The organism is Neoaquamicrobium sediminum, from assembly GCF_013240295.1.
Classification (GTDB): domain Bacteria; phylum Pseudomonadota; class Alphaproteobacteria; order Rhizobiales; family Rhizobiaceae; genus Aerobium; species Aerobium sediminum.
The window spans coordinates 651,149-676,474 of sequence record NZ_JABETK010000001.1; the positions used below are offsets into that span (position 1 = coordinate 651,149).

Consider the following 25,326-nt stretch of genomic DNA (forward strand, 5'->3'; position numbering starts at 1 on the left):
ATGGAGCCCGTCTTCGCTCTCGCTTTCGGTGTGATGGTGGCCGTCGCCGCCTATCTGCTGATGTCACGCAACGTGCTCAGGGTGGTGCTCGGCCTCCTCGTGCTCGGCAATGCCACCAACCTGTCGATATTCCTGGCTGGGCGGATGGGCTCGCGCACACCTCCACTCGTCGCCGCCGGCGAGACCGCTCTGGTCGGCGGCGCCAACCCGCTGCCCCAGGCTCTGATCCTGACGGCGATCGTGATCTCCTTCTCGCTCGTCGCTTTCACGACCGTGCTGTTCGAAAGCGCCCACCGGCGCCTCGGAACGGTCGATACCGATGCCATGCGCGAGGCCGAGCCCGAGGCCGCCAAAAAGGTCCCGACCGATCGCAGCCAGGCCGCGGCCAGAAAGATGGAGCCCGCGGAATGACGGCCGATCTGCTGCTGACACTACCGGTTCTGGCGCCGGCGATCGGCGTAGCGCTCTGCGCCTTGGCGTGGGGTCACCCGCTGCTCCAGCGTCTGATAAGCCTGGCTGCCAGTCTCGGCCTGTTCTGCGCATCTGTCGTGCTGCTGCTTGCTGTGCGCGATGGTACGGTAATTGCCACGCAGTTCGGCGGGTGGGCGCCGCCTTTCGGCATCAGTTTCGTCGGCGACATGTTTTCAGCGGCCATGGTTCTCATCACCGGACTCATGGCGGTCGCGGTAGGCGTCTACGGGCTGGTCGGCGATGTCGAAGCACGCGAGAATGCCTTCTATCACGTGCTCTATCAGGGCTTGCTTCTTGGCGTGACCGGCGCATTCCTGACCGGCGACATCTTCAATCTCTATGTCTGGTTCGAGATCATGCTGATCTCGTCCTTCGGCCTGCTGTCGCTGGGCGGAACGCGCGAACAGCTCGACGCCGGCATCAAATACGTCACGCTCAACCTCATCGCGACGACCTTCTTCCTGATGAGCGTCGCGTTTCTCTACGGCATGACCGGGACGCTCAACATGGCGGACCTGGCACGCGTCATCCCAACGCTGGAAAACCAGGGCCTGGTGACGGCGTTGGCCCTCATGTTCCTTGCGACGTTCGGCGCGAAGGCTGCGGTCTTTCCGCTGTTCTATTGGCTACCTGCCGCCTACCACACTGCGTCTGCGCCGATCGTGGCTATCTTTGCAGCATTGCTGACCAAGGTCGGCGTCTACGCCATCATCCGCACGTTCACGCTGCTGTTCGATGGCGATGCCGGCTACACGGGGCCAATCGTCACGGCTGTCGCGATCTTCACGATGGTGACCGGTGTTCTGGGGGCGGCGGCCCATTTCGACATTCGCCGCATCCTCTCATTCCACATCGTCAGCCAGATCGGCTACATGCTGTTCGGCATCGCCGTGGCCACGCCCCTGGCGATCGGCGGGTCGATCCTCTACGTGATCCACCACATCATCGTGAAAGCCAACCTGTTCCTGATCGCGGGCGTCGTGAACCGCGCAGGTGGATCCTTCGATCTCAAGCAGACCGGCGGCCTCTACAGAACCATGCCGATGCTGGGCGTGCTGTTCCTCATTCCCGCATTGTCACTTGCCGGCCTTCCACCCCTCTCCGGCTTCTGGTCGAAGTTCACCGTCATCAAGGCAAGCCTGGACGCAGGCCACATCGTTCTTGCAACGGCGGGCCTCGCGGTCGGCATCCTGACACTCTATTCGATGATCAAGATCTGGAACGAAGCGTTCTGGAAAGCGGCACCGGATCAGTCGGGCCAGACGATGCGCCGCTGGCAGGCCGATCGCCGGGCGAAGATCATCATGCTCTCGCCGGTCGTGGTCCTTGCGGCCATCACGCTGACGATCGGCCTCTTCGCCGAGCCTTTCGTCGACTACTCGCTGCGCGCCGGCGAACAGCTCCTCGACAAGTCCGCTTACATCGACGCCGTCTTCGGCGCTCCCGCACAAGTCACGGAGGCACGCCCATGAATGTGGTTCTCTCCTGGTGCCGTCTGTCCGGCATCTTCTTTCGCGAACTAGCCCTTTCCGTGAAGGACGTCGTCATGACCGTGCTCAACCCGCGCCGGCCGATCCGATCGGCAATCGTCGCGGTACCGCTCGATGTGGAAAGCCGCGCCGGGATCACGCTGCTCGCCAACATGATCACGCTGACGCCGGGCACCACCAGCCTGCATGTGAGCAAGGATCATTCGACCCTTTACGTGCACGTGATGAACGTTTCCGACCAGAGCGTCGCCCAGATCAAGGATGGCTTCGAAAGGCGGGTGAAGGAGGTGCTGTCATGATGGGCGGAGCTCTTTTTGCCGCCGGTGTGGCGATCTCCGGCATCCTCCTGTTCGCCGCCATGCTGTGTGCGGGCCTGCGTATCATCCGGGGCCTTCCGGCCCCGACCGCGTCGTCGCACTCGACCTGCTCGGCCTGCTGGGTGTCGCCGCTGCCGGCATGGCAGTCGTTGTCTCGGGCTCGGTCGCGTTCGTGGACATCGCGCTGGGCGTGGCGCTTATCGGCTTCCTCGCCACGGTCGCCTTCGCCGGCTTCATAGAACGCGGCTCGATCGACGAAGAGGAAGGGCCATGATGGCGTTGCTCTCCGTCGCCTTCCTGATAGCCGGCGCCGGCCTGTGCCTGATCGCCGCGCTTGGCATTCTGCGCCTGCCGGATTTCTTCATGCGCATGCATGCCGCCACCAAGGCCGGCGTCGTCGGCTGCGGCCTGTTGCTTGTCGGCGTTGCCTTCGCCGAACCGTCGGCCGGCACATGGATCAAGGTGACGATCGCCATCGCCTTCCTGCTTTTGACCCAGCCGATCGCGGGACATCTGCTGGCTCGAGCCGGATACGTCGCCGGTGTGCCGCTGTGGGGCGGAACGCGTGAAGACCAGCTCGAGGGCGAATTGCAGCGTGGCGATTTCGATCATCCCGCATCCGCAGTGTTTCGGAGGAAAACCATGAACCACAAGATTGAAAAGGTCGTTCTCGGCATAGCAAGCGGGCCGGGCATGGATGCGGCAATCACCCATGCGATCGCAATGGCCAAGGCACATAAGGTCGATCTGGCCGGACTGGCGATCATCGACACCAAGACGCTGCATGACGTCGGGCCGGTGCCCATCGGCGGAAACTACTACGCCAAGGAGTTGCGCAACACCCTGACAGCAGGAGCGCGCCGACGGGTCGCCGAAACGGTCGAAGTCGTCGAAGAAGCCGCGACCCAGGCCGGCGTGCGCTTCGGGCTGTATGTCGAGGAGGGAGACCCTATCCCGATACTTCGCGATCGTCTGACCGACGGCGTTGCGCTGGTCCTGTCGCGCCAGGCCTGGTTCGATCACGGCCTGGCTGACAAGAAGATCGCCCCAATGTCCAAGCTCACGCATCACCGGATAGCTCCTGCGAGCGAACCCCGGGAAGACGATGCCCCGATCGTCGTTTTCGGTTGAAGCGCGACGCCCGACTTGCGAACCTGAAAAGGACATCGCAATCGGGAGTGTCGGAGCCCTGGAACCGTTAGCGCAGAAGATTCCCGTCACCGTACGGTTGCCGGTGATTGTGGCGATGATGATCTTCGTCGCCGCTGTGGTCTCCACGCAGACCGCGATCGTCGTCATGTCTCGGCAGGCCGAGCGCCAGGCCGAGACTCTCGGCCACGTCTATCTGGACGGGTTGTCTGCGGCGGTGCTTCCCTATGTGCGCAACGGCGACGACGAAGCCGTCGGCTCCGTTCTCGAACAGGCGCTGGAATTCCATGAAGGTGTCGTCGATCGGCGGCTCATGTTCCTCGACAACGACCTGAACGTCAGAGCCGAGGCACTGCGCGCCGGTGAAAATGCGGTGCCTGAACTTCCCTCCGAATTGGGCCTGGCCGAAACCGGCACACTGCCGATGTCAAATGACGGCGGGATGTGGATCTGGCGCGGATTGCATTCCAATGGTGTGCGGGTGGGAACGGTCGCCGCCGATCTCGACCTTTCTGCCTTCCAGGAATCACCTCGGCAGTTGCGATGGTTGCTGCTGCTGTTCGATCTCGCGTTCAGTCTGGTCTGCGCGCTGCTTGGCTTCTTCATGGTGCGACGGATGCAGCGGCCGGTCGCCCTGCTGGCACGCCGACTGTATGATGCGGCGTTCGGAGATCCCCGCCCGATCACGGAGGGTGAGATCCCGCTTGGCGACCGGCAATCGGCGAGAATGTTCCATGCTTTCAATGCAATGGCGCATGCCACGCACGAACGTGAAGCCCTGCTCAAGCACCTTGCCGACAGAGAACGGGAAGCCGTGCTCGGGCGACTTGCTGCCACCATTGCTCATGAAGTCCGCAATCCGCTGGGCGGCATGCGTGCCGCCATCGGCACCTTGAAGCGCTTCGGTGACCACGAGCAACCCCGTCGCGAGGCAATCGAGTTCCTCGACAGAGGCGTCAGTGCGCTTGACGAGGTCGTGAACGCTACGCTTGCGAGCCACCGCACACGGATACGGTGGCGCCCACTTTCGCGTCAGGACTTCCAAGATCTGCGATTGCTTGTGGATGCAGACGGTAAATCTCGCGATGTCACGATCAACATGGATCTTTCGATTCCGGATGAAGTACCGGTAGCCGCTCTTGAAGTGCGGCAGGTCCTTCTCAATCTTCTGCTCAACGCCGTGCAGGCATCGAACAAGGGTGGAAGCGTCAGGCTGTCGGCAAAGCTGCTGGGCAAGCAACTGGAGATCGAAGTGGAAGATCAGGGAAGCGGCCTGGAGCCGCAGATGACACAGGCGCTGCAAAAAGGAACACCGTCACCCGATCTGCCGGGGCTCGGCATCTCCGTGGTCGTTCGCCTGGTAGAGCGCCTCAACGGTCGCGTTTCGGTGCAGTCCCTTCCCCAGCTCGGCACGCGCATCACATTACATCTGCCCCTACAGGTCCAAGGCGGCGGCGAATGAGCAGGCACCATGTCGTGGTTGTGGAGGATGACGCCATCCTCGGCGGCGCGCTGACCCAACGGCTGAAACTGGAGGACTTCGAGGTCACGTGGGCCAAGGACTGCGACCAGGCTTTGATCGCCATGAGACGCCGCCGACCCGATTTCGTCCTCTCCGACATCGTGCTGCCGGACGGTTCGGGTGAAGACCTCTACCGCAGAGCCCAGCCATGGCTCGGAGATACGCCGATTCTGTTTGCCACCGCCTTTGGCGAGATCGACCAGGCTGTACGTCTGGTCAAGGCTGGTGCGGACGACTATTTGACCAAGCCCTATGACGTCGACGATGTCATCGAACGTATTCGCGGGCGCCTGCGCCGACCGGCTGTAGAAGTCGAGGAAAACGGCGTAGTCGACTTCGCTCTTTCGCCGGCAACCGAGCGCATTGCCGAGCAGCTCCGGCGTGTCGCCAACACCGATCTGCCAGTGCTGATCACGGGCGAAACGGGAACGGGCAAGGAGGTCTCCGCGCGTTACCTTCACGCGACATCCCGCCGTGCACAGAAGCCGTTCGTTGCCGTAAATTGCGGTGCGATCCCGCATGAGCTCCTGGAAAGCCAGTTCTTCGGCCACGAGCGCGGAGCGTTCACCGGTGCCTCGCAGTCCCACGTCGGCTTCTTTGAGGAAGCAGGCGAAGGCACACTCTTTCTCGATGAGATTGGAGAACTGGATGCACGCCTGCAGATCGCGCTGCTGCGTGTCTTGGAGGACGGTCGCTTTCGTCCCGTCGGCTCGCGCACTGATCGCTCGTTCCAGGGCCGGATCATCGCTGCGACGAATGCCGATCTCGACACGATGCGCATCGAAAAGACCTTTCGGGAGGATCTCTATTACCGGTTGTCGGTAATCGAAATCTCGCTGCCCCCACTGCGCCATCGAACCGCTGAAATCGAGCCGCTTGCCGATAGGTTGCTGAGGCAGGCAGCTCATCGCCACGGCATGGACGTTCGCTTGATCTCGCCGGACGCGTTCACGGTCCTCCTTCACCACGACTGGCCCGGAAACGTTCGTGAACTCCGCAACCGTCTTGAGCGCGCCACGGTGCTTGCGCGCGGGAACATGCTGGCACCTGAGGATATTTTTCCGGAGCTTGCGCTGGCTGCGCCGGAACCCGACACCCTCGCCGACGCTCGCAGACAGGCGGAAAGCGAACGTATCGATCGCGCATTGATTGAAAGCGACGGGAAGGTCGGCGAAGCGGCAAGGCGGCTGGGGATTTCACGAACAACGCTCTGGAAGCGACGGTCAAGCAACAAGCGCGATCAATGATTTCCAAAACATGGCGTATGCCACGCCGGCAACATCGCCGCCGTTCACCCCCGCAGCGATAGAACCCATAGAAGACGATACGGACCTTTCGCGGTTCCCGAAGCCGCAAGATGTTGGCCCGGGCGCGACGCCGGGCCAACATCCGGAAACGCTCAACCGCTAGAGATCAACCTTGGCGTTATCGCCAAAGTCAGGCTTGGCTCCAGTCACCGCAGCCAGCGCCATCTTGGCAGTCGCAATGATGCGCCCTGGGCTATCCCACAGTTCCCCTTCATCCGGGGTCACCGTTATCAGGCGAATGTCTGGGTCCTGAGCGCTGTCCCACCACGCCTCGTCGGTGCGCTCCCAAAGCTTTGCGATCTTGTCACGATCGTTCGAAACTTCGGCATGCCCCGAGACGGTGACGAATTTGTACCGTCCGCTATCCGTCCAGGCCATCGTGACCTTGGGATATTCGGCCAATTGCTCGTTCTTAGGGCTGTCGTCGTTGACGAGAAAATAGATGGCATTCTCATCTCGATGAACGCGTGCGGAAAGAGGCCTCGCCCGGTTGTACTCTCCATCCCACGTCACGAACATGCAGATGTCGATCTCCTTGGCGAGCTCCCATATGCGATCCTGGACCTCGGCGGCTGAAAGGTCGGACTTCTGTTCCTGGTTGTCCTGCTTGGCCATGTGCATTTCCTTGCGAAAGAGTGAGTTAGCGACTCAACTCGCGCGCCGGGGCGGCGGTTCCTTGGTCACAGTAGGAATAACCGGAAGCTTGCTGGTGTTATGGTCGGGCAACTCGGCTAGCAGGCGGCCGGAACCATTTCTCTCGTTGTAGGTTTAGCTGCGCTGCCGCCCCGCAGCATCCCGAAAAAGACTTCGAAATGAAAAGGGCTTTGTCATGCGCAATGCGGCGTTCCAGCGTCCCGTCACAGTCCTGGTCGGACTTGGTTTCCCCCGGTCGATCGCCAGCGTGCGCGAAGCGTTCGCATATCTCGAGGACGTGCCCAAGCTCCTTCGAGACGAGGTCTATCACGCGACATGCGATGCCTGCCGCGATGCCTTGACGGAGCGCTGCTCCCCGCAGGAAGCGCACGACGTATTCGTCGCTTATGCGCGTCGGCGTGGCGTACTCCTAGACGAGCCCATTGCGACAACGGGCCTTCGCAGCCAGGGTCAGTTCGTCAGAACCTGACGTCATGCGGCCGTCACCCGGCTGAGATACGATGTATCGGCTGCGTCGTCTAGCAAAGCGCAGGCAGCCGCGGCGTGGATGCCATGTTGAACATTGTTGGCGGCAGCGTCCGCAGCGCCCGGCCCGGACCGGCGGTGAAAGAAGTGACGTACCGGTGGCTTGCGCCAATGTGCAGCCGCTTGCCTTCCGGGTAATTAACTTACGCAGATCGCTGTCATCCTGGCCGATTGTTTCAGGTTTGAAACACCTTTGGCAATAAGCTTGAAAATGATTACGCGGGGGCTCGTCGGCCTCCACCGCAGCCAGTCAATCCGGAAACGCTAAAATAACCTGAAATCAGCGGGTTAGGCGACCGGCACCGGTGGTCAGGAAGCCTGAAAAAGGGCGCTTTTCAAACACAATCCCCTCCCTTATGGTACCCGCCAATCGTGGGCGGGCTCAGGCCCTCACGGGGAACATTGAACAAACAAAAAAGAGTTTGGGAGCCACTATGCGTAAACTTCTTCTCACTGCGAGCGTTCTCGCGCTCGGCGCCGCTGTCATGCCGGCGTCCGCGGAAACCGTTCGCTGGGCCCGTGCGTCCGACGCGCTGACGCTCGATCCGCATTCGCAAAACCAGGGTGTAACGCACACCTTCGCCCACCATATCTACGAAACGCTGGTGGATCGCGACGTCGAGGGCAATCTGATCCCGCGCCTCGCCACTGAGTGGGCGGTCAAGGAAGGCGATCCGACGGTGTGGGTGTTCACACTGCGCCAGGGCGTCAAGTTCCATGACGGCGCCGACTTCACCGCCGAAGACGTGGTGTTCTCGCTCGACCGCGCCCGTTCCGACAAGTCGAACATGAAGCAGCTTCATGCCGGCGTCCAGGGCGTCACCGCCGTCGACGACCACACGGTCGAGGTAAAGATGAGCGGACCTTCGCCGCTCTATCCGAACAACCTGACCAACACCTTCATGATGGACAAGACCTGGACGGAAGCGAACAACGCCGTAGAGGTCCAGGAAGCCGGTTCGACAGACGACAACTTTGCCGTGCGCAACACCAACGGCACCGGCCCGTACATGCTGGAATCGCGTGATCCGGACGTGCGTTCGGTCCTCAAGCTGAACGAGAACCATTGGGCGGAGACCAAGCCGGCAGTCACAGAGATCATCTATCTCCCGATTGCCGACAACGCCACCCGCGTCGCGGCACTGCTGTCTGGTGAAGTGGATCTGGTGCAGGACGTGCCCGTGCAGGACATCGAGCGCCTGGGCTCGAGCGACGGCATCAAGGTCACCACCGGCCCCGAAAACCGCGTGATCTATTTCGGTTACCGCTTCGGCGACGCACCGCTGAAGTCGTCCAACATCACCGACAAGAACCCGATCAACGATCCCAAGGTTCGCGAGGCGATGCACCTGGCCATCGATCGCAACGCCATCCAGCAGGTGGTGATGCGCGGACAGTCGGTGCCGACCGGCGTGGCGACCCCGCCCTTCGTCAACGGCTGGACGCCCGAGCTGAACGCGTATCCGGAAAAGGCCGATGTCGAGGGTGCCAAGGCGCTGCTGGCGGAAGCGGGCTATCCGGACGGCTTCACGATCACGCTCGACACACCGAACAACCGCTACGTCAACGATGAGGCGATCAGCCAGGCGGTCGTAGGCATGCTCGGCCAGATCGGCATCAAGGCCACGCTGGCCTCGCGCCCGATCACGCAGCACTCGCCGCTGATCCAGAATTCGGAGACGGATTTCTACCTGCTCGGCTGGGGCGTTCCGACCTTCGATTCGGCCTACATCTTCAACGACCTGATCCACACGCAGTCGGGTCACTACGGTGCCTATAACCCGAGCGGGTATACCAACCCGGAACTCGACGCAAAGATCGAATCTCTTGAGACGGAGGTCGACCTGGACAAGCGCAACGCCACGATCGCCGAGATCTGGGCGAAGGTTCAGGAAGACCGCGTGCTGCTGCCGATCCACAATCAGGTTCTGGCCTACGCCATGAAGGATGGCATGAACCTGGACGTGCATCCGGAAAACCAGCCGCGCCTCTACAACGTTACCTTCGGCGAGTAATAGGACTTGCGTTGAACGCCCGCGTCGCAAACTTTGCGGCGCGGGCCTTTTTCGTTAGCATCCCGCACTCAAAGGTCGCGGTTTCCGCCTCCATCCTAATCGATGGACCGGTGGACGCCGCGATGCCGTGCATCGTTCGTTCGGCAACGCCGGACGCTGCACCCTATGGGGACCAAAGTCATGCTTGCCTTCATCCTCAGACGGCTAGCCCAGTCCATCGTCGTGATGCTGGTCGTCGCCCTCATCTCTTTCATGCTCTTCCGTTATGTGGGCGATCCGGTCGCCTCGCTGCTCGGTCAGGATTCGCGTCTGGAAGACTTCGAAGCCCTCCGTGAGAGGCTGGGTCTGAACGACCCGGCTTACATCCAGTTTTTCCGCTTCATCACCAATGCCATACAGGGCGAATTCGGCATTTCGTACCGCCTGCAGCAGCCGGTCAGCGAACTCATCATGTCACGCCTGCCGGCAACCATCGAACTGGCGTTTACCTCGGCGCTGATCGCGCTGGTCGTCGGTGTCACGCTTGGTGTCTTCACGGCGCTGCGGCCGAAAAGCCTTTCGACCGCGATCATCATGACGCTGTCGCTGGTTGGTGTTTCGCTGCCAACCTTCCTGATCGGCATCGGGCTCATCTACATCTTCGCGGTGGAGCTGCAGTGGCTACCGTCCTTCGGCCGCGGCCAGGTGGTCGATCTCGGCTGGTGGCGCACGGGGCTGTTGACTGAATCCGGCCTGCGCTCGCTCATCCTGCCGGCGATAACGCTGTCGCTTTTCCAGCTCACGCTCATCATGCGCCTCGTGCGCGCGGAGATGCTGGAGGTGCTACGGCAGGACTATATCCGCTTCGCCAGGGCGCGCGGGTTGTCCAAGCGTGCGATCAATTTCGGCCACGCGCTGAAGAACACGATGGTTCCGGTCATCACCATCACCGGCCTGCAGCTCGGCTCTGTCATCGCCTTCGCGATCGTCACCGAGACCGTATTCCAGTGGCCCGGCGTAGGCTCGCTGTTCATCAACTCGGTGCAGGTCGTCGACGTGCCGGTGATGGCCGCCTACCTGATGTTCATCGCCTTCGTTTTCGTCGTGATCAACCTGATCGTCGATATCCTCTACTACGCCGTCGATCCGCGCCTGCGGGTACACGCCTCCGGATCGGGGAAATAGGCCCATGTCCACACCACAAAACCCGGCCACGCCCGTGGCCACCAAGCCGCCGTCCCGCCTCTACCGCATGTGGGATTCCGACGTCTTCTTCTCGTTCCGGCGCTCGCCGGTCACCATCGTCGCTGCAACCGTGGCATTCGTGCTCGTGCTCGCGGCGATCCTGGCGCCATGGATCGCGCCCTACAATCCGTTCGACCCTGCAAGCCTCAACCTGATGGACGGCTTCACCGCGCCGAACTCAAACTCGATGATGGGCAACTACTTCCTGCTGGGCAGCGACCATCAGGGGCGCGACGTGCTGTCGACCATTCTTTATGGCAGCCGCGTGTCGCTGTTCGTCGGCGTTTCGGCAACGCTGTTTGCGATGGCGATCGGCATTTCGCTCGGCCTCACCGCCGGGTATGTCGGCGGCACGACCGACTCCATCATCATGCGCGTCGCCGACATCCAGCTCTCCTTCCCCGCCATCCTGATCGCGCTGCTCATCTTCGGCATCGCGCGCGGCATCATTCCGCCAAGCCAGCAGGAAGGCATGGCGATCTGGGTGCTCATCGTGGCGATCGGCCTTTCCAACTGGGCGCAGTTCGCACGCACGGTGCGCGGGGCCACCATGGTCGAACGGCAGAAGGACTACGTTTCGGCAGCTCGCATCATGGGCGTGCATCCGCTGGTCATCCTCGTCCGTCACGTGCTGCCGAACGTTATGGCTCCCGTGCTGGTGATCGCCACCATCGGGCTTGCGCTGGCGATCATCGAGGAGGCGACGCTGTCGTTCCTCGGCGTCGGCGTACCGCCGACCCAGCCCTCGCTCGGGACGCTGATCCGCATCGGTCAGCAGTTCCTGTTCTCGGGCGAATGGTGGATCCTGTTCTTCCCCGCCATCACGCTGGTGCTGCTGGCTCTGGCCGTGAACCTGCTTGGCGACTGGCTGCGCGACGCGCTCAACCCGAGGCTGCGCTGATGACTGAGCCCATCATTTCAGTCCGCAACCTCGTCGTCGAATTTCCGCTTCGACGAGGCCTGTTCACCGCCGTCAACGACGTGTCCTTCGACATCATGCCGGGTGAAATCCTCGGTGTCGTTGGCGAGTCCGGTGCCGGCAAGTCGATGACGGGCGCTGCCATCATCGGCCTGATCGAGCCGCCGGGCCATATTGCCGGGGGCGAGATTTACCTGAGCGGCAAGCGCATCGACAACCTGCCGCCGGAAGAAATGGCCAAGCTGCGCGGCAAGCGCATCGGCATGGTCTTCCAGGACCCGCTGACATCGCTCAACCCGCTCTACACGGTGGGTCAGCAGCTGGTGGAAACCATCCGTCGGCATCTGCCGATGAACGAGGCGCAGGCCCGGCAGCGGGCGATCGAGCTTCTCGGCGAAGCCGGCATCCCTCGCCCGAAACCCGCATCGACAGCTATCCGCACCAGTTCTCCGGCGGCATGCGCCAGCGTGTCGTCATCGCGCTGGCACTGTCGGCGGAGCCCGACCTGATCATCGCCGACGAACCGACCTCGGCGCTGGACGTGTCGGTTCAGGCGCAGATCATCAAGGTGCTCAAGCAGTTGTGCGAAAGCCGCGGCGCGGCCGTCATGCTCGTAACGCACGACATGGGCGTCATCGCCGAAACGGCGACCCGCATGATCGTGATGAACAAGGGCAGGATCGTCGAGACCGGTACAGTCGGCGACATCATCAAGCGACCGAAGGAAGAGTACACGATCGGCCTGATCGACTCGATCCCGTCGATCCGTGACGAGACACGCCGCCACGACGTGCCGCCGGCAGCGACACAGCTCGTCAAGGTGGAGAACCTGACGCGGGACTTCGACTTGTCGCCGTCGTTCTTCGACCGGCTCGTGAAGGGTTCGAAGCGCTCCGTCGTCAAGGCGGTGCAGGACGTGTCCTTCGGCATCCGCAAGGGCTCCACCTACGGGCTGGTCGGCGAATCCGGCTCCGGCAAGTCGACGTGCGCGCGCATGCTGGTGGGGCTCATCCCGCCGACATCGGGCCGGGTGCTGCTGGAAGACGAGGACATCTGGGAAAGCGGATCGGGTACGCAGAAGCGCCGGCAGCGCGTGCAGATGATCTTCCAGGATCCCTATGCCAGCCTCAACCCGCGCTGGCGGGTCGGCGACATCATTGCTGAGCCGATGCGGGCGCTGAAACTGGTCAGCGGCAAGCGCGAGGCGGAGGACCGCGTCGCCGACCTGCTCGAAAAGGTTCGTCTCGATCCGATCGTCATGCGCAAGTTCCCGCATGAGTTCTCCGGCGGCCAGCGCCAGCGCATCGCCATCGCCCGCGCGCTTTCCAGCCAGCCGGAGTTCATCGTCTGCGACGAGCCGACCTCGGCGCTGGACGTTTCGGTACAGGCGCAGGTATTGGACCTGATGCGCGGGCTTCAAGACGAGTTCGGTCTGACCTATCTGTTGATCAGCCACAATCTCGCAGTCGTGCGACAGATGGCCGACGATGTCGGCGTCATGCACGGCGGTGTGCTGGTGGAACAGGGTCCGGTCGACGAGATTTTCGACGCCCCGAAGGTTGAGTACACACGCATGCTGCTCAACTCGGTGCCGGACATCTCGAAGGTTGAATAGGAAAGGGAAAAGCCATGACGCGCGAAAAGTGGGTCGACGACATCCTCAAGTTCTGGTTCGAGGAACTCACCTATGAGGACTGGTTCGGCGGCGCACCGGAACTGGATGAGAAAATAAGATCGCGCTTTCTGGACGTCTATGAGCGCCAGAAAGCCGAACTTGACGTGAAGACGATTGACGACCCGCAGACGGCGCTGGCGGCGATCATCCTGTTCGACCAGTTCCCGCGCAACATGTTCCGCAAGACGGCGGCCGCCTTCGCTACCGACGACCTTGCCATCGGCATCGCCCGGCTGGCTGTCGACCGCGGCTACGACAGCCAGGTCGAGCCGAAGGCCAAGTCGTTCATCTACATGCCCTTCATGCATTCGGAGGTTTCGGCGGATCAGGAGCGGTGCGTCGACCTCTTCCGGATGCTGGGCGAGGACGACGGGCTGAAATACGCGATCGAGCACCGTGACATCGTTGCGCAATACGGACGCTTTCCACACCGCAACCGCGTGCTTGGGCGCGAAAGCACCCAAGCCGAGGTTTCGTTCCTCGAAGGGCATTCCGGCTACGGGCAGTAAGAGCTGCCCGTACTTCCCCAGCGAGACTTGCACCCGCGTGGGTTGTCGCCCTAGATAGACGCATAACAAGAGCTCTCAGGGAGGAACTCGTGGCCAAGACCCCGGCAAAGACTGCTTCCGGCAAAAAGTCGGCAGCAACCAAAACGACCAAGAAGGAGCCGGGTGCGAAGGCCGCCGAGGCGAAGACGACGGCCGCGCCGAAGAAGACCACGACCGCCGCGAAGGCCAAGCCGGCGGCAACCAAGACAGCGGTGACAAAGCCTGCTACCGCAAAAGCGCCGGCAAAATCGTCCGCCGCCCAGCGAAAGGCGCCGGCCAAGGCCGCAGCCCCGAAGACGGCGACCGTCAAAGCTCCTGCGAAGGCCTCACCGACGTCGAAGACTGCTGCAACCAAAGCTTCCGCTGCGAAGGTCACCGCCGACAAGGCAGCTCCGGCCGCCAGGAAGGCGGCTACAAAGCCCACAGCCAAGGCAGCGGCAAAGGCCGCTCCCGCATCCAAGGCGACATCTGCGAAGACTGCAAAGGCGGCCTCCACGCCAAAGAAGGCCGCATCTGCCAAGGCATCGGCAAAGCCGTGGCTTGCGAGCTATCCCGACGTGGTCAAGCACGAGATCGAGCCGATTGCCGACGCCTCGATCGGCGACATGATGGTCAAGTCGTGCGCGACCTTCGCTGCGCGGCCGGCCTTCAGCTCGATGGGCAAGACGCTCACCTTCTCGCAGCTTGAGGAGCATTCGCGCCACCTTGCCGCCTATCTTCAGTCGAAGGGTCTCGCCAAGGGCGCGCGCGTCGCGATCATGATGCCCAACGTGCTGCAATATCCGGTGACGATGATGGCAGTCCTGCGGGCCGGCTACACCGTGGTCAACGTCAATCCGCTCTACACGCCGCGCGAACTCGAGCACCAGTTGAAGGATTCCGGCGCCGAGGCGATCGTCATCCTGGAAAACTTCGCCACCACGCTCCAGGCGGTGCTCAAGAACACCCCGGTCAAGCACGTGATTGTCGCCGCCATGGGCGACATGCTCGGCCTCAAGGGCTTCATCATCAATCTCGTCGTGCGCCGGGTGAAGAAGATGGTGCCCACCTGGTCGCTGCCCGGCCACGTCAAGTTCAACGACGCGCTCAGCCAAGGCCGGTCGAAGACCTTCAAAAAGCCCGATGTCGGCCTCGATGACGTTGCGTTTCTGCAATATACCGGCGGCACGACCGGCGTTTCGAAGGGCGCAACGCTGCTGCACAGCAATGTGCTCGCCAACGTTGCCCAGAACGCACTGTGGGTGGAAAGCGCTTATGTGAAGCGGCCGAAGCCGGACCGGCTGATCTATGTCTGCGCGCTGCCGCTCTATCATATCTACGCGCTCACCGTGAACGCGCTGATGGGCATGCAGCAGGGGGCCGAGAACATCCTCATCGCAAACCCGCGCGACATCCCCGCCTTCGTGAAGGAACTGCAGAAGTATCCGGTCAACGTCTTCCCGGGCCTCAACACGCTGTTCAACGCACTGCTGAACAACGAGGATTTCCAGAAGCTCGACTTCAAGCCTCTGCTTCTCACCTTCGGTGGTGGCATGGCCGTGCAGAAGGCGGTCGCCGAGCGCTGGAAGAAGCTGACGGGCATCGTCATCTCCGAGGGCTATGGCCTGTCGGAAACGTCACCAGTCGCAACCGCCAACCGATTTGACGCCGACGAATTCTCCGGCACGATCGGCCTGCCGATCCCGTCGACGGAGATCGCCATCCGCGACGAGGACGGCAAGGACGTGCCGCTCGGCGAAGTGGGCGAGATCTGCATCAGGGGCCCTCAGGTCATGGCGGGCTACTGGAATCGTCCTGACGAGACCGCCAAGGTGATGACCAAGGACGGCTTCTTCAAGTCGGGCGATATGGGCTTCATGGACGAGCGCGGCCACGTCAAGATCGTCGACCGCAAGAAGGACATGATCCTGGTCTCCGGCTTCAACGTCTACCCGAATGAGATCGAGGACGTCATTGCCATGCATCCGGGCGTGCTCGAGGTGGCGGCGGTCGGCGTGCCCGACGAGAAATCCGGCGAGGTGCCGAAGATCTTCGTCGTGAAGAAGGACCCGAACCTTACCGACAAGGACCTCATCGAGTTCTGCAAGGACAAGCTGACCGGCTACAAGCGGCCCAGACAGGTCGAGTTCCGCACCGAGCTGCCGAAGACCAATGTCGGCAAGATTCTTCGGCGCGAGCTGCGGTAGCCCACCAGGCGCGCCGGCAGGCGAATTCCGTCAGCCGGCGCTTACCTTTTCGTTGAAGTTGGAGAAGAACTGACCCGCCAGCTTCTTCGACGTCGAGGCGATGAGCCTGCTGCCGAGCTGGGCGATTTTGCCGCCGACATCGGCCTTCGCTTCATAGCGCAGGATCGTCGCGTCGGGACCATCCTCGGTCAGCGTCACGTCGGCACCGCCCTTGGCGAAGCCGGCGATGCCGCCCTTGCCTTCGCCCTGGATGGTGTAGGAGTGAGGCGGCTTGAGATTCTTGAGCTCGACCTCGCCGTTGAACTTGGCCTTGATCGGCCCGATCTTGAGGGTCACAACCGCCTCAAGCTCAGTGTCGGATTTCTTCTCGAGGCTTTCGCAGCCGGGGATGCTGGCGGCCAGCACCTCCGGGTCGTTCAGCGCTTCCCAGACCTTGCCGATCGGCGCCTCGATCCGCTCCTCGCCTTCGATCGTCATCGCCATGGCTCAAATCCTCCCGCGTGGCTTGCTCAGATGTAGCGTAATCGCCTGCGAGCATGCAATAAATGGAGCCTGCTACAAAAGAGGGAAATGCACATGGCCGGTACAGCCAGGACGAAACTTCGGTCCCAGCAATGGTTCGACAACCCCGCCGACCCGGGCATGACCGCACTCTACATCGAACGCTATCTCAACTACGGGCTTACCCGCGAGGAGCTTCAGTCCGGCAAGCCGATCATCGGCATCGCACAGACCGGCTCCGACCTGTCGCCTTGCAACCGCCACCACATCGAACTGGCAAAGCGCGTGCGCGACGGCATCACCGCGGCCGGCGGGCTCGCCTTCGAGTTTCCGGTTCATCCGATCCAGGAGACAGGCAAGCGCCCCACCGCCTCGCTCGACCGCAACCTCGCTTATCTCGGCCTGGTGGAGGTGCTTTACGGCTATCCGCTCGACGGCGTTGTGCTCACCATCGGCTGCGACAAGACCACGCCGGCGATGCTGATGGGCGCTGCCACCGTCAACATTCCCGCCATCGCGCTTTCGGTCGGCCCAATGCTCAATGGCTGGCATCGCGGCGAGCGCACCGGCTCGGGCACCATCGTCTGGAAGGCCCGAGAAATGCTGGCCGCCGGCGAGATCGACTATAGCGGCTTCATGGACCTCGTCGCCTCATCGGCCCCTTCGGTCGGCTACTGCAACACGATGGGCACGGCCACGACGATGAACAGCCTTGCCGAGGCGCTGGGCATGCAGCTTCCGGGCTCCGCGGCCATTCCCGCACCCTACCGTGAACGCGGCCAGATCGCGTATGAGACGGGCCGGCGCGCGGTGGAGATGGTGCACGAGGATCTCAAGCCCTCCGACATCATGACGCGCGAGGCGTTCGAGAATGCCATCGTCGTAAACTCCGCCATTGGTGGCTCGACCAACGCGCCGATCCATCTCAATGCCATCGCGCGCCATCTCGGCGTGCCGCTCGACAATGACGACTGGCAGAGCGTCGGCCACCATGTGCCGCTGCTGGTCAATTTGCAGCCGGCCGGCGAATATCTCGGCGAGGACTATCACCATGCTGGCGGTGTGCCGGCTGTGGTGGCCGAGTTGATGAAGGGCGGTCTCCTTCCGCATCCCGATGCGCGCACCGTGAACGGCCGCACCATGGGCGAGAATTGCGCCAAGACGGAAAACCTCGACGACAAGGTAATCCGATCGGTTTCCGCACCGCTCAAGGAGCATGCCGGCTTTATCAACCTCAAGGGTAACCTGTTCGATTCCGCCATCATGAAGACGAGCGTGATCTCGACGGAATTCCGCGAACGATACCTTTCCAACCCCGAGGATCCGGACGCCTTCGAAGGCAAGGCGATGGTGTTCGACGGACCGGAAGACTATCACAACCGCATAGAGGACCCTGCGCTCGGCATCGACGAAAACACCATTCTGTTCATGCGCGGGACCGGGCCGGTCGGTTATCCGGGTGCGGCGGAAGTCGTGAATATGCAGCCGCCGGCCTATCTCATCAAAAAGGGTGTGCACGCCCTGCCATGCATCGGCGACGGGCGGCAATCCGGCACGTCGGGCAGTCCGTCGATCCTCAATGCGTCACCGGAGGCCGCGGTCGGCGGCGGGCTGGCTCTGCTGAGGAGCGGTGACCGCGTGCGGATCGACTTGCGCAAGGCGACAGCCGACATCCTGATTTCGGACGCGGAACTCACCGAGCGCCGCGCGAAACTGGAAGCCGATGGCGGCTACGCCTATCCCGAGCACCAGACGCCGTGGCAGGAAATCCAGCGCGGCATGGTCGACCAGCTCTCAGCCGGCATGGTGCTGAAACCCGCGGTGAAATACCGGCGGGTCGCGCAGGAAAAAGGCGTGCCGCGAAACAATCACTGAACGAACGGGGCCGCGCCAGAAGGCACGGTCCCGTTTCGGCTTGCTACGCCACCGTCAGAGGTGGCGTACCCTCATGCATGGCATTCCTGATTTCCTTCCGGAAGTCGGGAGTGTCGTGCTCTCCATGCACAGCAACGGCATGCTGAACGGCGGCTTCGACGAGTTCGTCTTCGCCATCGGCCGAGATTGCAACCGTGCATTTCATTTCACTTGGAAATTCGCGGCAGTCTATGTATTTGCGCGCCATGTCGAACCTCCCGGTACCAGGCACAAACCCCGCTTGGGGCATATTGTACTCCCGTACTGGATGCTCGTCACACGGTTTGCTCTACGCAAAAAAGATGTGCCGTCACATTATTGCGTATAAGTAACCGGTCCCGCTTTTGTGGCTCAACGGAACGTATTCTTGACCAGACGCAATTCATCTCTCGGCTTCTTCGGATTGTTCGGCCGCTCGGAAGACTTGCGCCGGCTGGATGCCGCGCTGCGATCCGTCGACCTTCACCCCGCGCTTGTCCCCGAAGGCGTCAAGCTGACGATCGTCAACCTGATGAAGGATCACTGGCCGGATGCCGAGCCTCCGCCTGAAGCCTATCCGCCACTGGCCGGCCTGTTCGCCTATTGCGCGGTGGGTCCGGAGGCGTTTGCAGCCGTCAACGGCACCGATCGCGTGAACGATGTCGAGGCCCGCATCGAACACGCCCTGGACGGCAATGGCGGCATTGATGCGCAACTGGTGCTGCTCGCGCTTCATGCGAGGCTGATGCACCCTGAAATCATCGCCCGCTTTGAGCTGAGCGTCGAGTAGATTCGGCAAATCCGACGACGGCATGCGGCTCTGTCGTGCGTCCTTCGAGGCTCGCGGAACCTGTCCTCGGGCTTGCCGAAGGCAAGACCCGGGGGCTCGCACCTCAGAATGAGGGAAGTGGGTTGATCAAACACTCAACGCTGTAGGCTCCGACCTGCGTGCAACAGACCGATCTTCGATCCCACCACCTTGCGGGAGCACTGCAAAACAGCCCTCATCCTGAGGTGCGAGCGTAGCGAGCCTCGAAGGACGCACCGATCATAGCGGCGATAGACCGCGCCGCGCGATCTTCAGCCCCGCCTACCAGCCCATCGCCTTGCGCGGCAGGTAGATGTTGGCATGGCGGGCGCGCAGCGCATCGTCGATTTCGCGGGATATGTGCCGGGGAAAGTGCGTTTCCAGGATACGCCGCTTCTCGGCGATCGCGCGCTGGAGCATGTCGGGCCTGCTCTTCTCGTTCCATTCCTTCGGGCTGAACCGGTCGGCGATGGCCGGATAGAAATATTCCGTCTGCATCAGCCGCAAGGTCTGCTCGTGGCCGAGATAGTGGCCCGGCCCGTTGAGGCAGACATCGGCTATCGAAGCGACCGACAGGCTTGCCTCCGACACCTCGATGCCGCGCACGCAGCGCAGGCACTGGCCGATCATGTCGTTATCGATGATGAGGCTCTCCAGGCAGAAGCCGAGGAGCGAGGCGTGCATGCCGGCCGACTCGTAGACCAGATTGAGCCCGGAAAGGCCCGCCATCACGTCGGTGATGCCCTTCTCGTAACCTGACTGGGCGTCGGGCAGCTTGGAATCGGCCATGCCGGCCGCCGAGCCGCCTGGCAGGTCGTAATATTGCGCCATCTGCGCGCAGGCCGCCGTCAAGAGCGCCTGCTCGCCGGAGCCGCCCGACATCGCACCGGTGCGCAGGTCCGACACGAAGGGCCATGTGCCGAAAATGCAGGGATGCCCCGGCACCAGCGCGTTGACATAGACGAGGCCTGCCAGCACCTCGGCAACGGCCTGCACCACCGCGCCGGCGATGGCAGCAGGAGCCGTCGCGCCCGCCTGCCCCGCGGAAAGCAGCAGGATCGGAATGCCGCCCTCCACACAGGCCTCCAGCACACCGCAGGCATCCTCGGCGAACTTCATCGGCGGCACGACGAAGCAGTTGGAATTGGAGACGAACGGGCGGGCGCGGAAACTCGCCTCGCCGCCGGCGATAGCATAAAGCATGTCGAGCGCTGGCGCGACGTTTTCGCGAACCGTGAAGCTGGTGCCGACATGCTTGGTCGTGCCCATCAGGCAGGCATAGAGCGTGTTCAGGTCGAGATCGGCGGGGTCGACCATGTCGCGCGCCACCATCGGGCGCTGGAAGAAATGGATGTTGTCCATCGCGTCGACGATGCGGGCGGCATCGTAGATGTCCTGCAGCAGCGATTCCCGGTATTCGCGCTTTTCGACATCGACCACATGCACCGCCGCGCCCGCCGTGCCGTAATGCACCCGACTACCCTGCACGACCATGTCGTGCCGCTCATCCTGGCCGTGGAGGGTGAAGTGGCGCGCGGCCTTTGCGACCGTCTCCAGCACCAGCGCGCGCGGAAAGCGGATGCGGCCGTCCGCGCCATATTGCGCCCCGGCCCGCGTCAGCGCGGCGATACAGCTCGGAATGGCGTTGGCGAAGCCGACCGTTTCGAGGATCGTCAGGACTGCCTCGTGGATCTGGTCCATGTCGTTACGGTCGAGCGGTTGGTAGCGGCCGCCTTCAAGCCCCGGCCTGACCGGATTTATGTCCTGCGCAAGGGGCGCTGCCCGCATCGCACGCCGCGCCTCGCGGCCGCCTGAGCGCCTGGAAGCGGGTGCGGCAGCCTGTTGTTCATCGACCGTGACCGGCATCGACAGTTCCCCAACTGGCGTTCGGGCAGCGGGGGCGGCCATCTACGGGCCACTCTTGTCGCTGCGCCTTCGGGAACTATGGCGCGGTCGCGGTTTGCGGGATTGTGCCAGCCGATTCGGCGAAGATGAGCCAGCACTGAAATGCTGGCTCAAAGGATAGGATCAGGCGGCGGCCGGCCTGCGACCTGCCGCCGTCGCCAGTTCGCGGATGCCCGGCTCGATGTGCTGCAGCGCAATCGACGAAATGCCCAGCCGCAGGAAGTGCCCGTTCTTTCTCGGGTCGGTCGAAGAAGCGCGCGCCTGGCTCGACCAGAACCCCGCGCGCCTCAGCCATCTGGGCCAGCGCGGCGCTGTCCGTGCCACGTGGGCCTTCCAGCCAGAGCGAGGTTCCGCCGGGCGTCTCGCCGAAACGCCATTCCGGCAGGAAGGCGTCGACCGCATGGGCAAGCCGCTTGCGGCGTTCCGCGAACGCGGCCGACAGCCGGCGCACCAGCGCCTCGTGGTGACCGAGCGAGAGGAACAGCGCCACGGCGCGCTGGTTGTTTGCCGGCGGATGCCGCAGCATGAAGCGGCGCAGTGCGCGCAGCTCGGCGATAAGGCCGGCGGAGGCGACGATGTAGCCGAGCCGCAGGCCCGGCGCGAGCGTCTTGGACATCGATCCGACGTAGACCACCCTCCCAGAACGGTCCATGCCGCGTAGCGCCTGCTGCGGCGCGTCGTCCATGAGCTGGCTGTCATAGCCATCCTCGATGATGATGCGGTCGTGCGCCTCGGCATCGGCCAGCAACTGCCGGCGACGCGCCTCGCTCAGCGACACCATCGTCGGGCAATGGTGGTTGGGCGTCACGAAGACAAAGTCGCTCTCGCGGGGGATGGCGCCTACATCGATGCCGTCCTTGTCGACCCTGACTGGCGCGACCTCGGCACCTGCAAGCTGGAAGATGGAGCGCGCATCGGGATAGCCCGGATCCTCCATAGCCACCCGCGAACCCTTGTTCATCAGCAGCGTGGCCAGCATGTAGAGCGCGTTCTGCGCGCCCAGCGTGACGATGATCTCGTCCGGATTGGCGAAGATGCCGCGCCGCGCAGAAGGCGCGCCTGGATCTGCTCGATCAGCAACGGATCGTCGCGGTCGACCATGTCGGCCGCCCAGTTACGAATCTCCAGCACGGCAAGCGCCATGCGGTTGCACTCGCGCCATTCTGCGGTCGGAAACAGCGCCGGATCGAACTGCCCGTAGACGAACGGGTAGGACGACTTGATCCAGTTCTCCTGCTTGGTCGGCTCGGGCATGTCGGAAGCGGCGATCTGCCGGCGCGCTTTCCAGTCGATCTTGTCCTGCTGCTCGCGGTTGGGAACCTCGCGCATGCGTCCGGGGGTTGCGAGCACCTCAGGGTTAACGAAGTGACCGCGGCGCTCCTTCGCGATGAGAAATCCCTGATCGACGAGCTGCTGGAACGCCAGCACCACCGTGCCGCGCGCAACGCCGAGCTTTTCCGCCAAGATACGGCAAGAGGGCAGCGGCATCGACGCCGCGATCTGCCGATCGAGGATGGCGGCCACGATGGCCTGACGGATCTGCGCCTGAAGCGTCTGGCCGGAATCGGCCGAAATCCTGAACAAGCCGGACCATATGGCCGGATCGGTTCGCGTAGGCATGGCTTCACTCCCGAATGCCGAGAGACTCGACGGTCTCTGGCGCAACGCATTCAAGACTGGGCCAATGACTTAAGCCAATGAAATAAATTGATGATACCAATTTGTGCCACTGATAGATCGGCGTTTGGGCCATTTGCCGCTTGAACGTTCGGCTGCCCAAGGCTTATGAATCCGCGCGCGCCGGCACGACCGGTTGCGGCTGCCCCAAAAGCTGGCGGAGACAGATATGGACAGGACAGGTTTCGACGAGGCGCTCGCCGCGCTCAAGACCCACCACGCCGCGCTTATGCCGCTCGACATGCGCGCAGCCTTCACATCCGACCCGGGCCGTTTCGAGGCCTTCTCGCTGCGGCTGGACGATCTGCTCTTCGACTTCTCCAAATGCGCGGTAACGGCGGAAACGTTTGCGCTGCTCGAACAGCTTGCCCGCGCCGCCAAGGTGGAGCAGCGCCGTGCCGCCATGTTTGCCGGCGAAGCGATCAATACTACCGAGGGGCGCGCGGTCCTGCACACCGCCCTGCGCAACCGCTCGGATCGTGCCGTAAAGTCGACGGCGCCGACGTGATGGGCGACGTGCGCGCAGTCCTGGATGCGATGGCAGCTTTCGCCGACGGCATCCGCTCCGGCACGATCGCCGGCGCCACCGGCAGCAAGATCACCGACGTAGTCAATATCGGCATCGGCGGTTCCGACCTGGGACCAGCCATGGCGACGCTGGCGCTCGCGCCCTATCATGACGGCCCGCGCGCGCATTACGTCTCCAACGTCGACGGCGCTCATATCGCCGACACCTTAAAGGGGCTCAACCCCGCCTCGACGCTTTTCATCGTCGCATCGAAGACCTTCACCACCATCGAAACCATGACCAACGCCGAGACGGCACGGCGCTGGATCGCCGGAGCGCTTGGCGAAGACGCGGTGTCGGCCCATTTCGCGGCCGTCTCTACCGCGCTCGACAAGGTGGCCGCTTTTGGCATCGCTGAAGACCGTGTCTTCGGCTTCTGGGATTGGGTCGGCGGGCGTTATTCGATGTGGTCGGCCATCGGCCTGCCGGTGATGATCGCGATCGGGCCGGAGAATTTCGGCAGGCTGCTCGATGGTGCCAATGCGATGGATCGGCATTTCGAGACCGCACCGCTGCAGCACAATCTGCCGATGATGCTGGGGCTGGTCGGCTACTGGCATCGCGTCGTCTGCGATTATCCTGCCCGTGCGGTTATTCCCTACGACCAGCGTCTTGCCCGGTTGCCGGCGTATCTCCAGCAGCTCGACATGGAATCGAACGGCAAGGGTGTGACGCTCGACGGGACGCCGGTTTCCACACCCACCGGCCCGCTTGTTTGGGGCGAGCCCGGCACCAACGGCCAGCACGCCTTCTTCCAGCTCCTGCACCAGGGCACGGACGTCATCCCGGTCGAATTTCTCATCGCGGCAGTGGGCCATGAGCCGGAGCTGCACCACCATCACGATCTGCTCGTCGCCAATTGCTTCGCGCAGTCGGAAGCGTTGATGAAGGGCCGCACACTGGAAGAAGCGTGCGCGCAGATGCTTGCGAAAGGCATGGCCACACAGGAGGTCGAGCGCATCGCGCCGCACCGTGTTTTCTCCGGCAACAGGCCGTCGATAACGCTGCTTTACCGCACGCTCGATCCATTCACGCTCGGCAGGCTGATCGCGCTCTACGAGCACCGGGTCTTCGTGGAAGCGCAGCTCTTCGACATCAACGCGTTCGACCAGTGGGGCGTGGAGCTCGGCAAGGAGCTGGCCACGGGGCTTCTGCCTGTCGTGGAAGGCAAGGAGGATGCCGCAGGCCGCGACGCATCCACCGCAGGCCTCGTGCGACACATGCGCGAACTCCAGTAGCGAAGGCGATTAACTTGGCCGACATCAAGGGCATCCTTTTCGACAAGGACGGCACACTTGTCGATTTCCACGCCACATGGTTCGCCATCGGTGACATTCTCGCGCTGCGCGCGGCGGACGGCGACCGCGACCGCGCCAACGATCTGCTCGACGTGGCCGGCTTCGATTTCGCGACGCACAGCTTCCGGCCGGACTCGATCTTCGCCGCCGGCACAAATGCCGATATCGTCAGCCTCTGGTATCCACATCTTGCCAACGGCGCCCGGCAGGCGCTGATCGCCGAATTCGATCGCTTCACCACCGAGGAAGGCGCATCCAAGCCAGTCGTTCTGCCCGGCTGCCGGGAAGCGCTTGCCGCCTTGCACGCAACCGGCCGCCAGCTCGGCATCGCGACCAACGATTCCACCGGCGGCGCCGAACGCACGCTGCTTGCGCTGGGGGTCGCGCAAATGTTCGCCGCCACTTACGGATACGACGCCGTTGCCAATCCGAAGCCGGCGCCCGATACCGTCTACGCGTTCTGCGACTTCACCGGCCTGCGGCCTTCGCAGGTAGCCATGGTGGGCGACAACCGCCACGACCTCGAAATGGCAAAGGCGGCAGGCGCAGGGCTCGCCGTCGGTGTGCTTTCGGGCACTGGAACCCGCGACTCGCTCAGCCAGCTCGCCGACGTGATTCTCGATTCGGTGGCGGACCTGCCGGAGTACCTGGCCGTACAGGCGTGATAAGGGCGA

Annotated in this window: 20 protein-coding genes and 4 pseudogenes; 19 read left to right on the forward strand and 5 right to left on the reverse strand. The window is 62.9% G+C overall.

Features of this window, described 5'->3' with window-relative positions:
• The 7 genes from HK436_RS03125 (at window position 1) to HK436_RS03155 (ending at window position 6,196) form a co-directional block, all read left to right on the forward strand.
• Complete coding sequence (locus HK436_RS03125) at window positions 1-411, forward strand: NADH-quinone oxidoreductase subunit K (protein WP_173187264.1); 411 nt, start codon at window positions 1-3, stop codon at window positions 409-411.
• Window positions 408-1,943 (forward strand): Na+/H+ antiporter subunit D, encoded by a 1,536-nt coding sequence (locus tag HK436_RS03130; protein WP_173187266.1) that lies wholly within the window; start codon window positions 408-410, stop codon window positions 1,941-1,943. The genes HK436_RS03125 and HK436_RS03130 overlap by 4 nt, the downstream gene beginning before the upstream one ends.
• Window positions 1,940-2,260, forward strand: coding sequence for a Na+/H+ antiporter subunit E (locus tag HK436_RS03135; protein ID WP_173187268.1), 321 nt, complete (start codon window positions 1,940-1,942; stop codon window positions 2,258-2,260). Before HK436_RS03130 ends, HK436_RS03135 begins: the two co-directional genes overlap by 4 nt.
• A gap of 64 nt (window positions 2,261-2,324) precedes the next feature.
• The gene (locus tag HK436_RS31020; RefSeq protein ID WP_206680475.1) at window positions 2,325-2,552 is read left to right on the forward strand and encodes an MrpF/PhaF family protein; all 228 of its coding nucleotides are present in this window, start codon (window positions 2,325-2,327) and stop codon (window positions 2,550-2,552) included.
• Window positions 2,549-3,409, forward strand: coding sequence for a monovalent cation/H(+) antiporter subunit G (gene mnhG, locus HK436_RS03145; protein WP_173187270.1), 861 nt, complete (start codon window positions 2,549-2,551; stop codon window positions 3,407-3,409). Before HK436_RS31020 ends, mnhG begins: the two co-directional genes overlap by 4 nt.
• Before the next feature lie 115 nt (window positions 3,410-3,524).
• Window positions 3,525-4,889 (forward strand): sensor histidine kinase, encoded by a 1,365-nt coding sequence (locus HK436_RS03150; RefSeq protein ID WP_173187272.1) that lies wholly within the window; start codon window positions 3,525-3,527, stop codon window positions 4,887-4,889.
• Window positions 4,886-6,196 carry a sigma-54-dependent transcriptional regulator gene (locus tag HK436_RS03155; RefSeq protein ID WP_173187274.1) on the forward strand — a complete coding sequence of 437 codons (1,311 nt, stop codon included), beginning with the start codon at window positions 4,886-4,888 and terminating at the stop codon, window positions 6,194-6,196. The genes HK436_RS03150 and HK436_RS03155 overlap by 4 nt, the downstream gene beginning before the upstream one ends.
• 159 nt (window positions 6,197-6,355) lie before the next feature.
• Here the strand turns inward: HK436_RS03155 and HK436_RS03160 are convergent, their stop codons facing one another.
• Window positions 6,356-6,871, reverse strand: coding sequence for a pyridoxamine 5'-phosphate oxidase family protein (locus HK436_RS03160; RefSeq protein ID WP_173187277.1), 516 nt, complete (start codon window positions 6,869-6,871; stop codon window positions 6,356-6,358).
• A 214-nt stretch (window positions 6,872-7,085) separates the two neighbouring features.
• On the opposite strand from HK436_RS03160, the gene HK436_RS03165 reads away from it, so the two are divergent.
• From HK436_RS03165 to HK436_RS03195, 8 genes and pseudogenes are all read left to right on the forward strand, one after another.
• Window positions 7,086-7,379 carry a DUF982 domain-containing protein gene (locus tag HK436_RS03165; RefSeq protein WP_173187279.1) on the forward strand — a complete coding sequence of 98 codons (294 nt, stop codon included), beginning with the start codon at window positions 7,086-7,088 and terminating at the stop codon, window positions 7,377-7,379.
• A 490-nt stretch (window positions 7,380-7,869) separates the two neighbouring features.
• Window positions 7,870-9,450: an ABC transporter substrate-binding protein gene (locus HK436_RS03170; RefSeq protein ID WP_173187281.1), complete on the forward strand. Its 1,581-nt coding sequence runs from the start codon at window positions 7,870-7,872 to the stop codon at window positions 9,448-9,450.
• A gap of 180 nt (window positions 9,451-9,630) precedes the next feature.
• Entirely contained in the window at window positions 9,631-10,614 is a 984-nt protein-coding gene (locus tag HK436_RS03175; RefSeq protein ID WP_173187283.1) for an ABC transporter permease, read from the forward strand.
• Window positions 10,615-10,618: 4 nt separating this feature from the next.
• The gene (locus HK436_RS03180) at window positions 10,619-11,575 is read left to right on the forward strand and encodes an ABC transporter permease (protein ID WP_173187285.1); all 957 of its coding nucleotides are present in this window, start codon (window positions 10,619-10,621) and stop codon (window positions 11,573-11,575) included.
• Window positions 11,575-12,377: pseudogene (locus HK436_RS31025) on the forward strand (ABC transporter ATP-binding protein); the annotation flags it as partial. The gene HK436_RS03180 and the pseudogene HK436_RS31025, both read left to right, overlap by 1 nt.
• Window positions 12,378-12,563: 186 nt before the next feature.
• A pseudogene (locus HK436_RS31030) lies at window positions 12,564-13,208 on the forward strand (ATP-binding cassette domain-containing protein); the annotation flags it as partial.
• 14 nt (window positions 13,209-13,222) lie between these two features.
• Entirely contained in the window at window positions 13,223-13,777 is a 555-nt protein-coding gene (locus HK436_RS03190; protein WP_173187287.1) for a DUF924 family protein, read from the forward strand.
• A gap of 251 nt (window positions 13,778-14,028) precedes the next feature.
• The gene (locus HK436_RS03195; RefSeq protein ID WP_312860554.1) at window positions 14,029-16,002 is read left to right on the forward strand and encodes a long-chain fatty acid--CoA ligase; all 1,974 of its coding nucleotides are present in this window, start codon (window positions 14,029-14,031) and stop codon (window positions 16,000-16,002) included.
• A 30-nt stretch (window positions 16,003-16,032) separates the two neighbouring features.
• Here the strand turns inward: HK436_RS03195 and HK436_RS03200 are convergent, their stop codons facing one another.
• Window positions 16,033-16,485 (reverse strand): SRPBCC family protein, encoded by a 453-nt coding sequence (locus HK436_RS03200; protein WP_173187291.1) that lies wholly within the window; start codon window positions 16,483-16,485, stop codon window positions 16,033-16,035.
• A 93-nt stretch (window positions 16,486-16,578) separates the two neighbouring features.
• Between HK436_RS03200 and HK436_RS03205 the strand changes: the two genes are divergently transcribed.
• Window positions 16,579-18,378 carry an IlvD/Edd family dehydratase gene (locus HK436_RS03205; RefSeq protein WP_173187293.1) on the forward strand — a complete coding sequence of 600 codons (1,800 nt, stop codon included), beginning with the start codon at window positions 16,579-16,581 and terminating at the stop codon, window positions 18,376-18,378.
• 43 nt (window positions 18,379-18,421) lie between these two features.
• Here the strand turns inward: HK436_RS03205 and HK436_RS03210 are convergent, their stop codons facing one another.
• Complete coding sequence (locus HK436_RS03210; RefSeq protein WP_173187295.1) at window positions 18,422-18,625, reverse strand: DUF1059 domain-containing protein; 204 nt, start codon at window positions 18,623-18,625, stop codon at window positions 18,422-18,424.
• A 159-nt stretch (window positions 18,626-18,784) separates the two neighbouring features.
• Here HK436_RS03210 and HK436_RS03215 point away from each other — a divergent pair, with 159 nt between their 5' ends.
• Window positions 18,785-19,186 carry a hypothetical protein gene (locus HK436_RS03215; RefSeq protein WP_173187297.1) on the forward strand — a complete coding sequence of 134 codons (402 nt, stop codon included), beginning with the start codon at window positions 18,785-18,787 and terminating at the stop codon, window positions 19,184-19,186.
• A 300-nt stretch (window positions 19,187-19,486) separates the two neighbouring features.
• Here HK436_RS03215 and HK436_RS03220 read toward each other — a convergent pair whose 3' ends face one another.
• Together HK436_RS03220 and pdxR are read right to left on the reverse strand one after the other, a co-directional pair.
• Window positions 19,487-21,070, reverse strand: coding sequence for a trimethylamine methyltransferase family protein (locus HK436_RS03220; RefSeq protein WP_173187299.1), 1,584 nt, complete (start codon window positions 21,068-21,070; stop codon window positions 19,487-19,489).
• A 162-nt stretch (window positions 21,071-21,232) separates the two neighbouring features.
• A pseudogene (pdxR, locus tag HK436_RS33365) lies at window positions 21,233-22,729 on the reverse strand (MocR-like pyridoxine biosynthesis transcription factor PdxR).
• 226 nt (window positions 22,730-22,955) lie between these two features.
• Here pdxR and pgi point away from each other — a divergent pair.
• Together pgi and HK436_RS03235 are read left to right on the forward strand one after the other, a co-directional pair.
• Window positions 22,956-24,592 (forward strand): annotated as a pseudogene (gene pgi / locus HK436_RS03230) (glucose-6-phosphate isomerase).
• A gap of 14 nt (window positions 24,593-24,606) precedes the next feature.
• On the forward strand, window positions 24,607-25,317 hold the full coding sequence (locus HK436_RS03235; protein WP_173187301.1) for an HAD family hydrolase: 711 nt from the start codon (window positions 24,607-24,609) through the stop codon (window positions 25,315-25,317).
• The last annotated feature ends 9 nt before the right edge of the window (window positions 25,318-25,326 follow it).

Excerpts from the sequence above, each read along its gene's own strand:
- HK436_RS03125 (WP_173187264.1), top strand. The coding sequence starts at position 1 with ATGGAGCCCGTCTTCGCTCTCGCTTTCGGTGTGATGGTGGCCGTCGCC.
- HK436_RS03130 (WP_173187266.1), top strand. The coding sequence starts at position 408 with ATGACGGCCGATCTGCTGCTGACACTACCGGTTCTGGCGCCGGCGATC.
- HK436_RS03135 (WP_173187268.1), top strand. The coding sequence starts at position 1,940 with ATGAATGTGGTTCTCTCCTGGTGCCGTCTGTCCGGCATCTTCTTTCGC.
- mnhG (WP_173187270.1), top strand. The coding sequence starts at position 2,549 with ATGATGGCGTTGCTCTCCGTCGCCTTCCTGATAGCCGGCGCCGGCCTG.
- HK436_RS03150 (WP_173187272.1), top strand. The coding sequence starts at position 3,525 with ATGATGATCTTCGTCGCCGCTGTGGTCTCCACGCAGACCGCGATCGTC.
- HK436_RS03155 (WP_173187274.1), top strand. The coding sequence starts at position 4,886 with ATGAGCAGGCACCATGTCGTGGTTGTGGAGGATGACGCCATCCTCGGC.
- HK436_RS03160 (WP_173187277.1), bottom strand. The coding sequence starts at position 6,871 with ATGGCCAAGCAGGACAACCAGGAACAGAAGTCCGACCTTTCAGCCGCC.
- HK436_RS03165 (WP_173187279.1), top strand. The coding sequence starts at position 7,086 with ATGCGCAATGCGGCGTTCCAGCGTCCCGTCACAGTCCTGGTCGGACTT.
- HK436_RS03170 (WP_173187281.1), top strand. The coding sequence starts at position 7,870 with ATGCGTAAACTTCTTCTCACTGCGAGCGTTCTCGCGCTCGGCGCCGCT.
- HK436_RS03175 (WP_173187283.1), top strand. The coding sequence starts at position 9,631 with ATGCTTGCCTTCATCCTCAGACGGCTAGCCCAGTCCATCGTCGTGATG.
- HK436_RS03180 (WP_173187285.1), top strand. The coding sequence starts at position 10,619 with ATGTCCACACCACAAAACCCGGCCACGCCCGTGGCCACCAAGCCGCCG.
- HK436_RS03190 (WP_173187287.1), top strand. The coding sequence starts at position 13,223 with ATGACGCGCGAAAAGTGGGTCGACGACATCCTCAAGTTCTGGTTCGAG.
- HK436_RS03200 (WP_173187291.1), bottom strand. The coding sequence starts at position 16,485 with ATGGCGATGACGATCGAAGGCGAGGAGCGGATCGAGGCGCCGATCGGC.
- HK436_RS03205 (WP_173187293.1), top strand. The coding sequence starts at position 16,579 with ATGGCCGGTACAGCCAGGACGAAACTTCGGTCCCAGCAATGGTTCGAC.
- HK436_RS03210 (WP_173187295.1), bottom strand. The coding sequence starts at position 18,625 with ATGGCGCGCAAATACATAGACTGCCGCGAATTTCCAAGTGAAATGAAA.
- HK436_RS03220 (WP_173187299.1), bottom strand. The coding sequence starts at position 21,070 with ATGCCGGTCACGGTCGATGAACAACAGGCTGCCGCACCCGCTTCCAGG.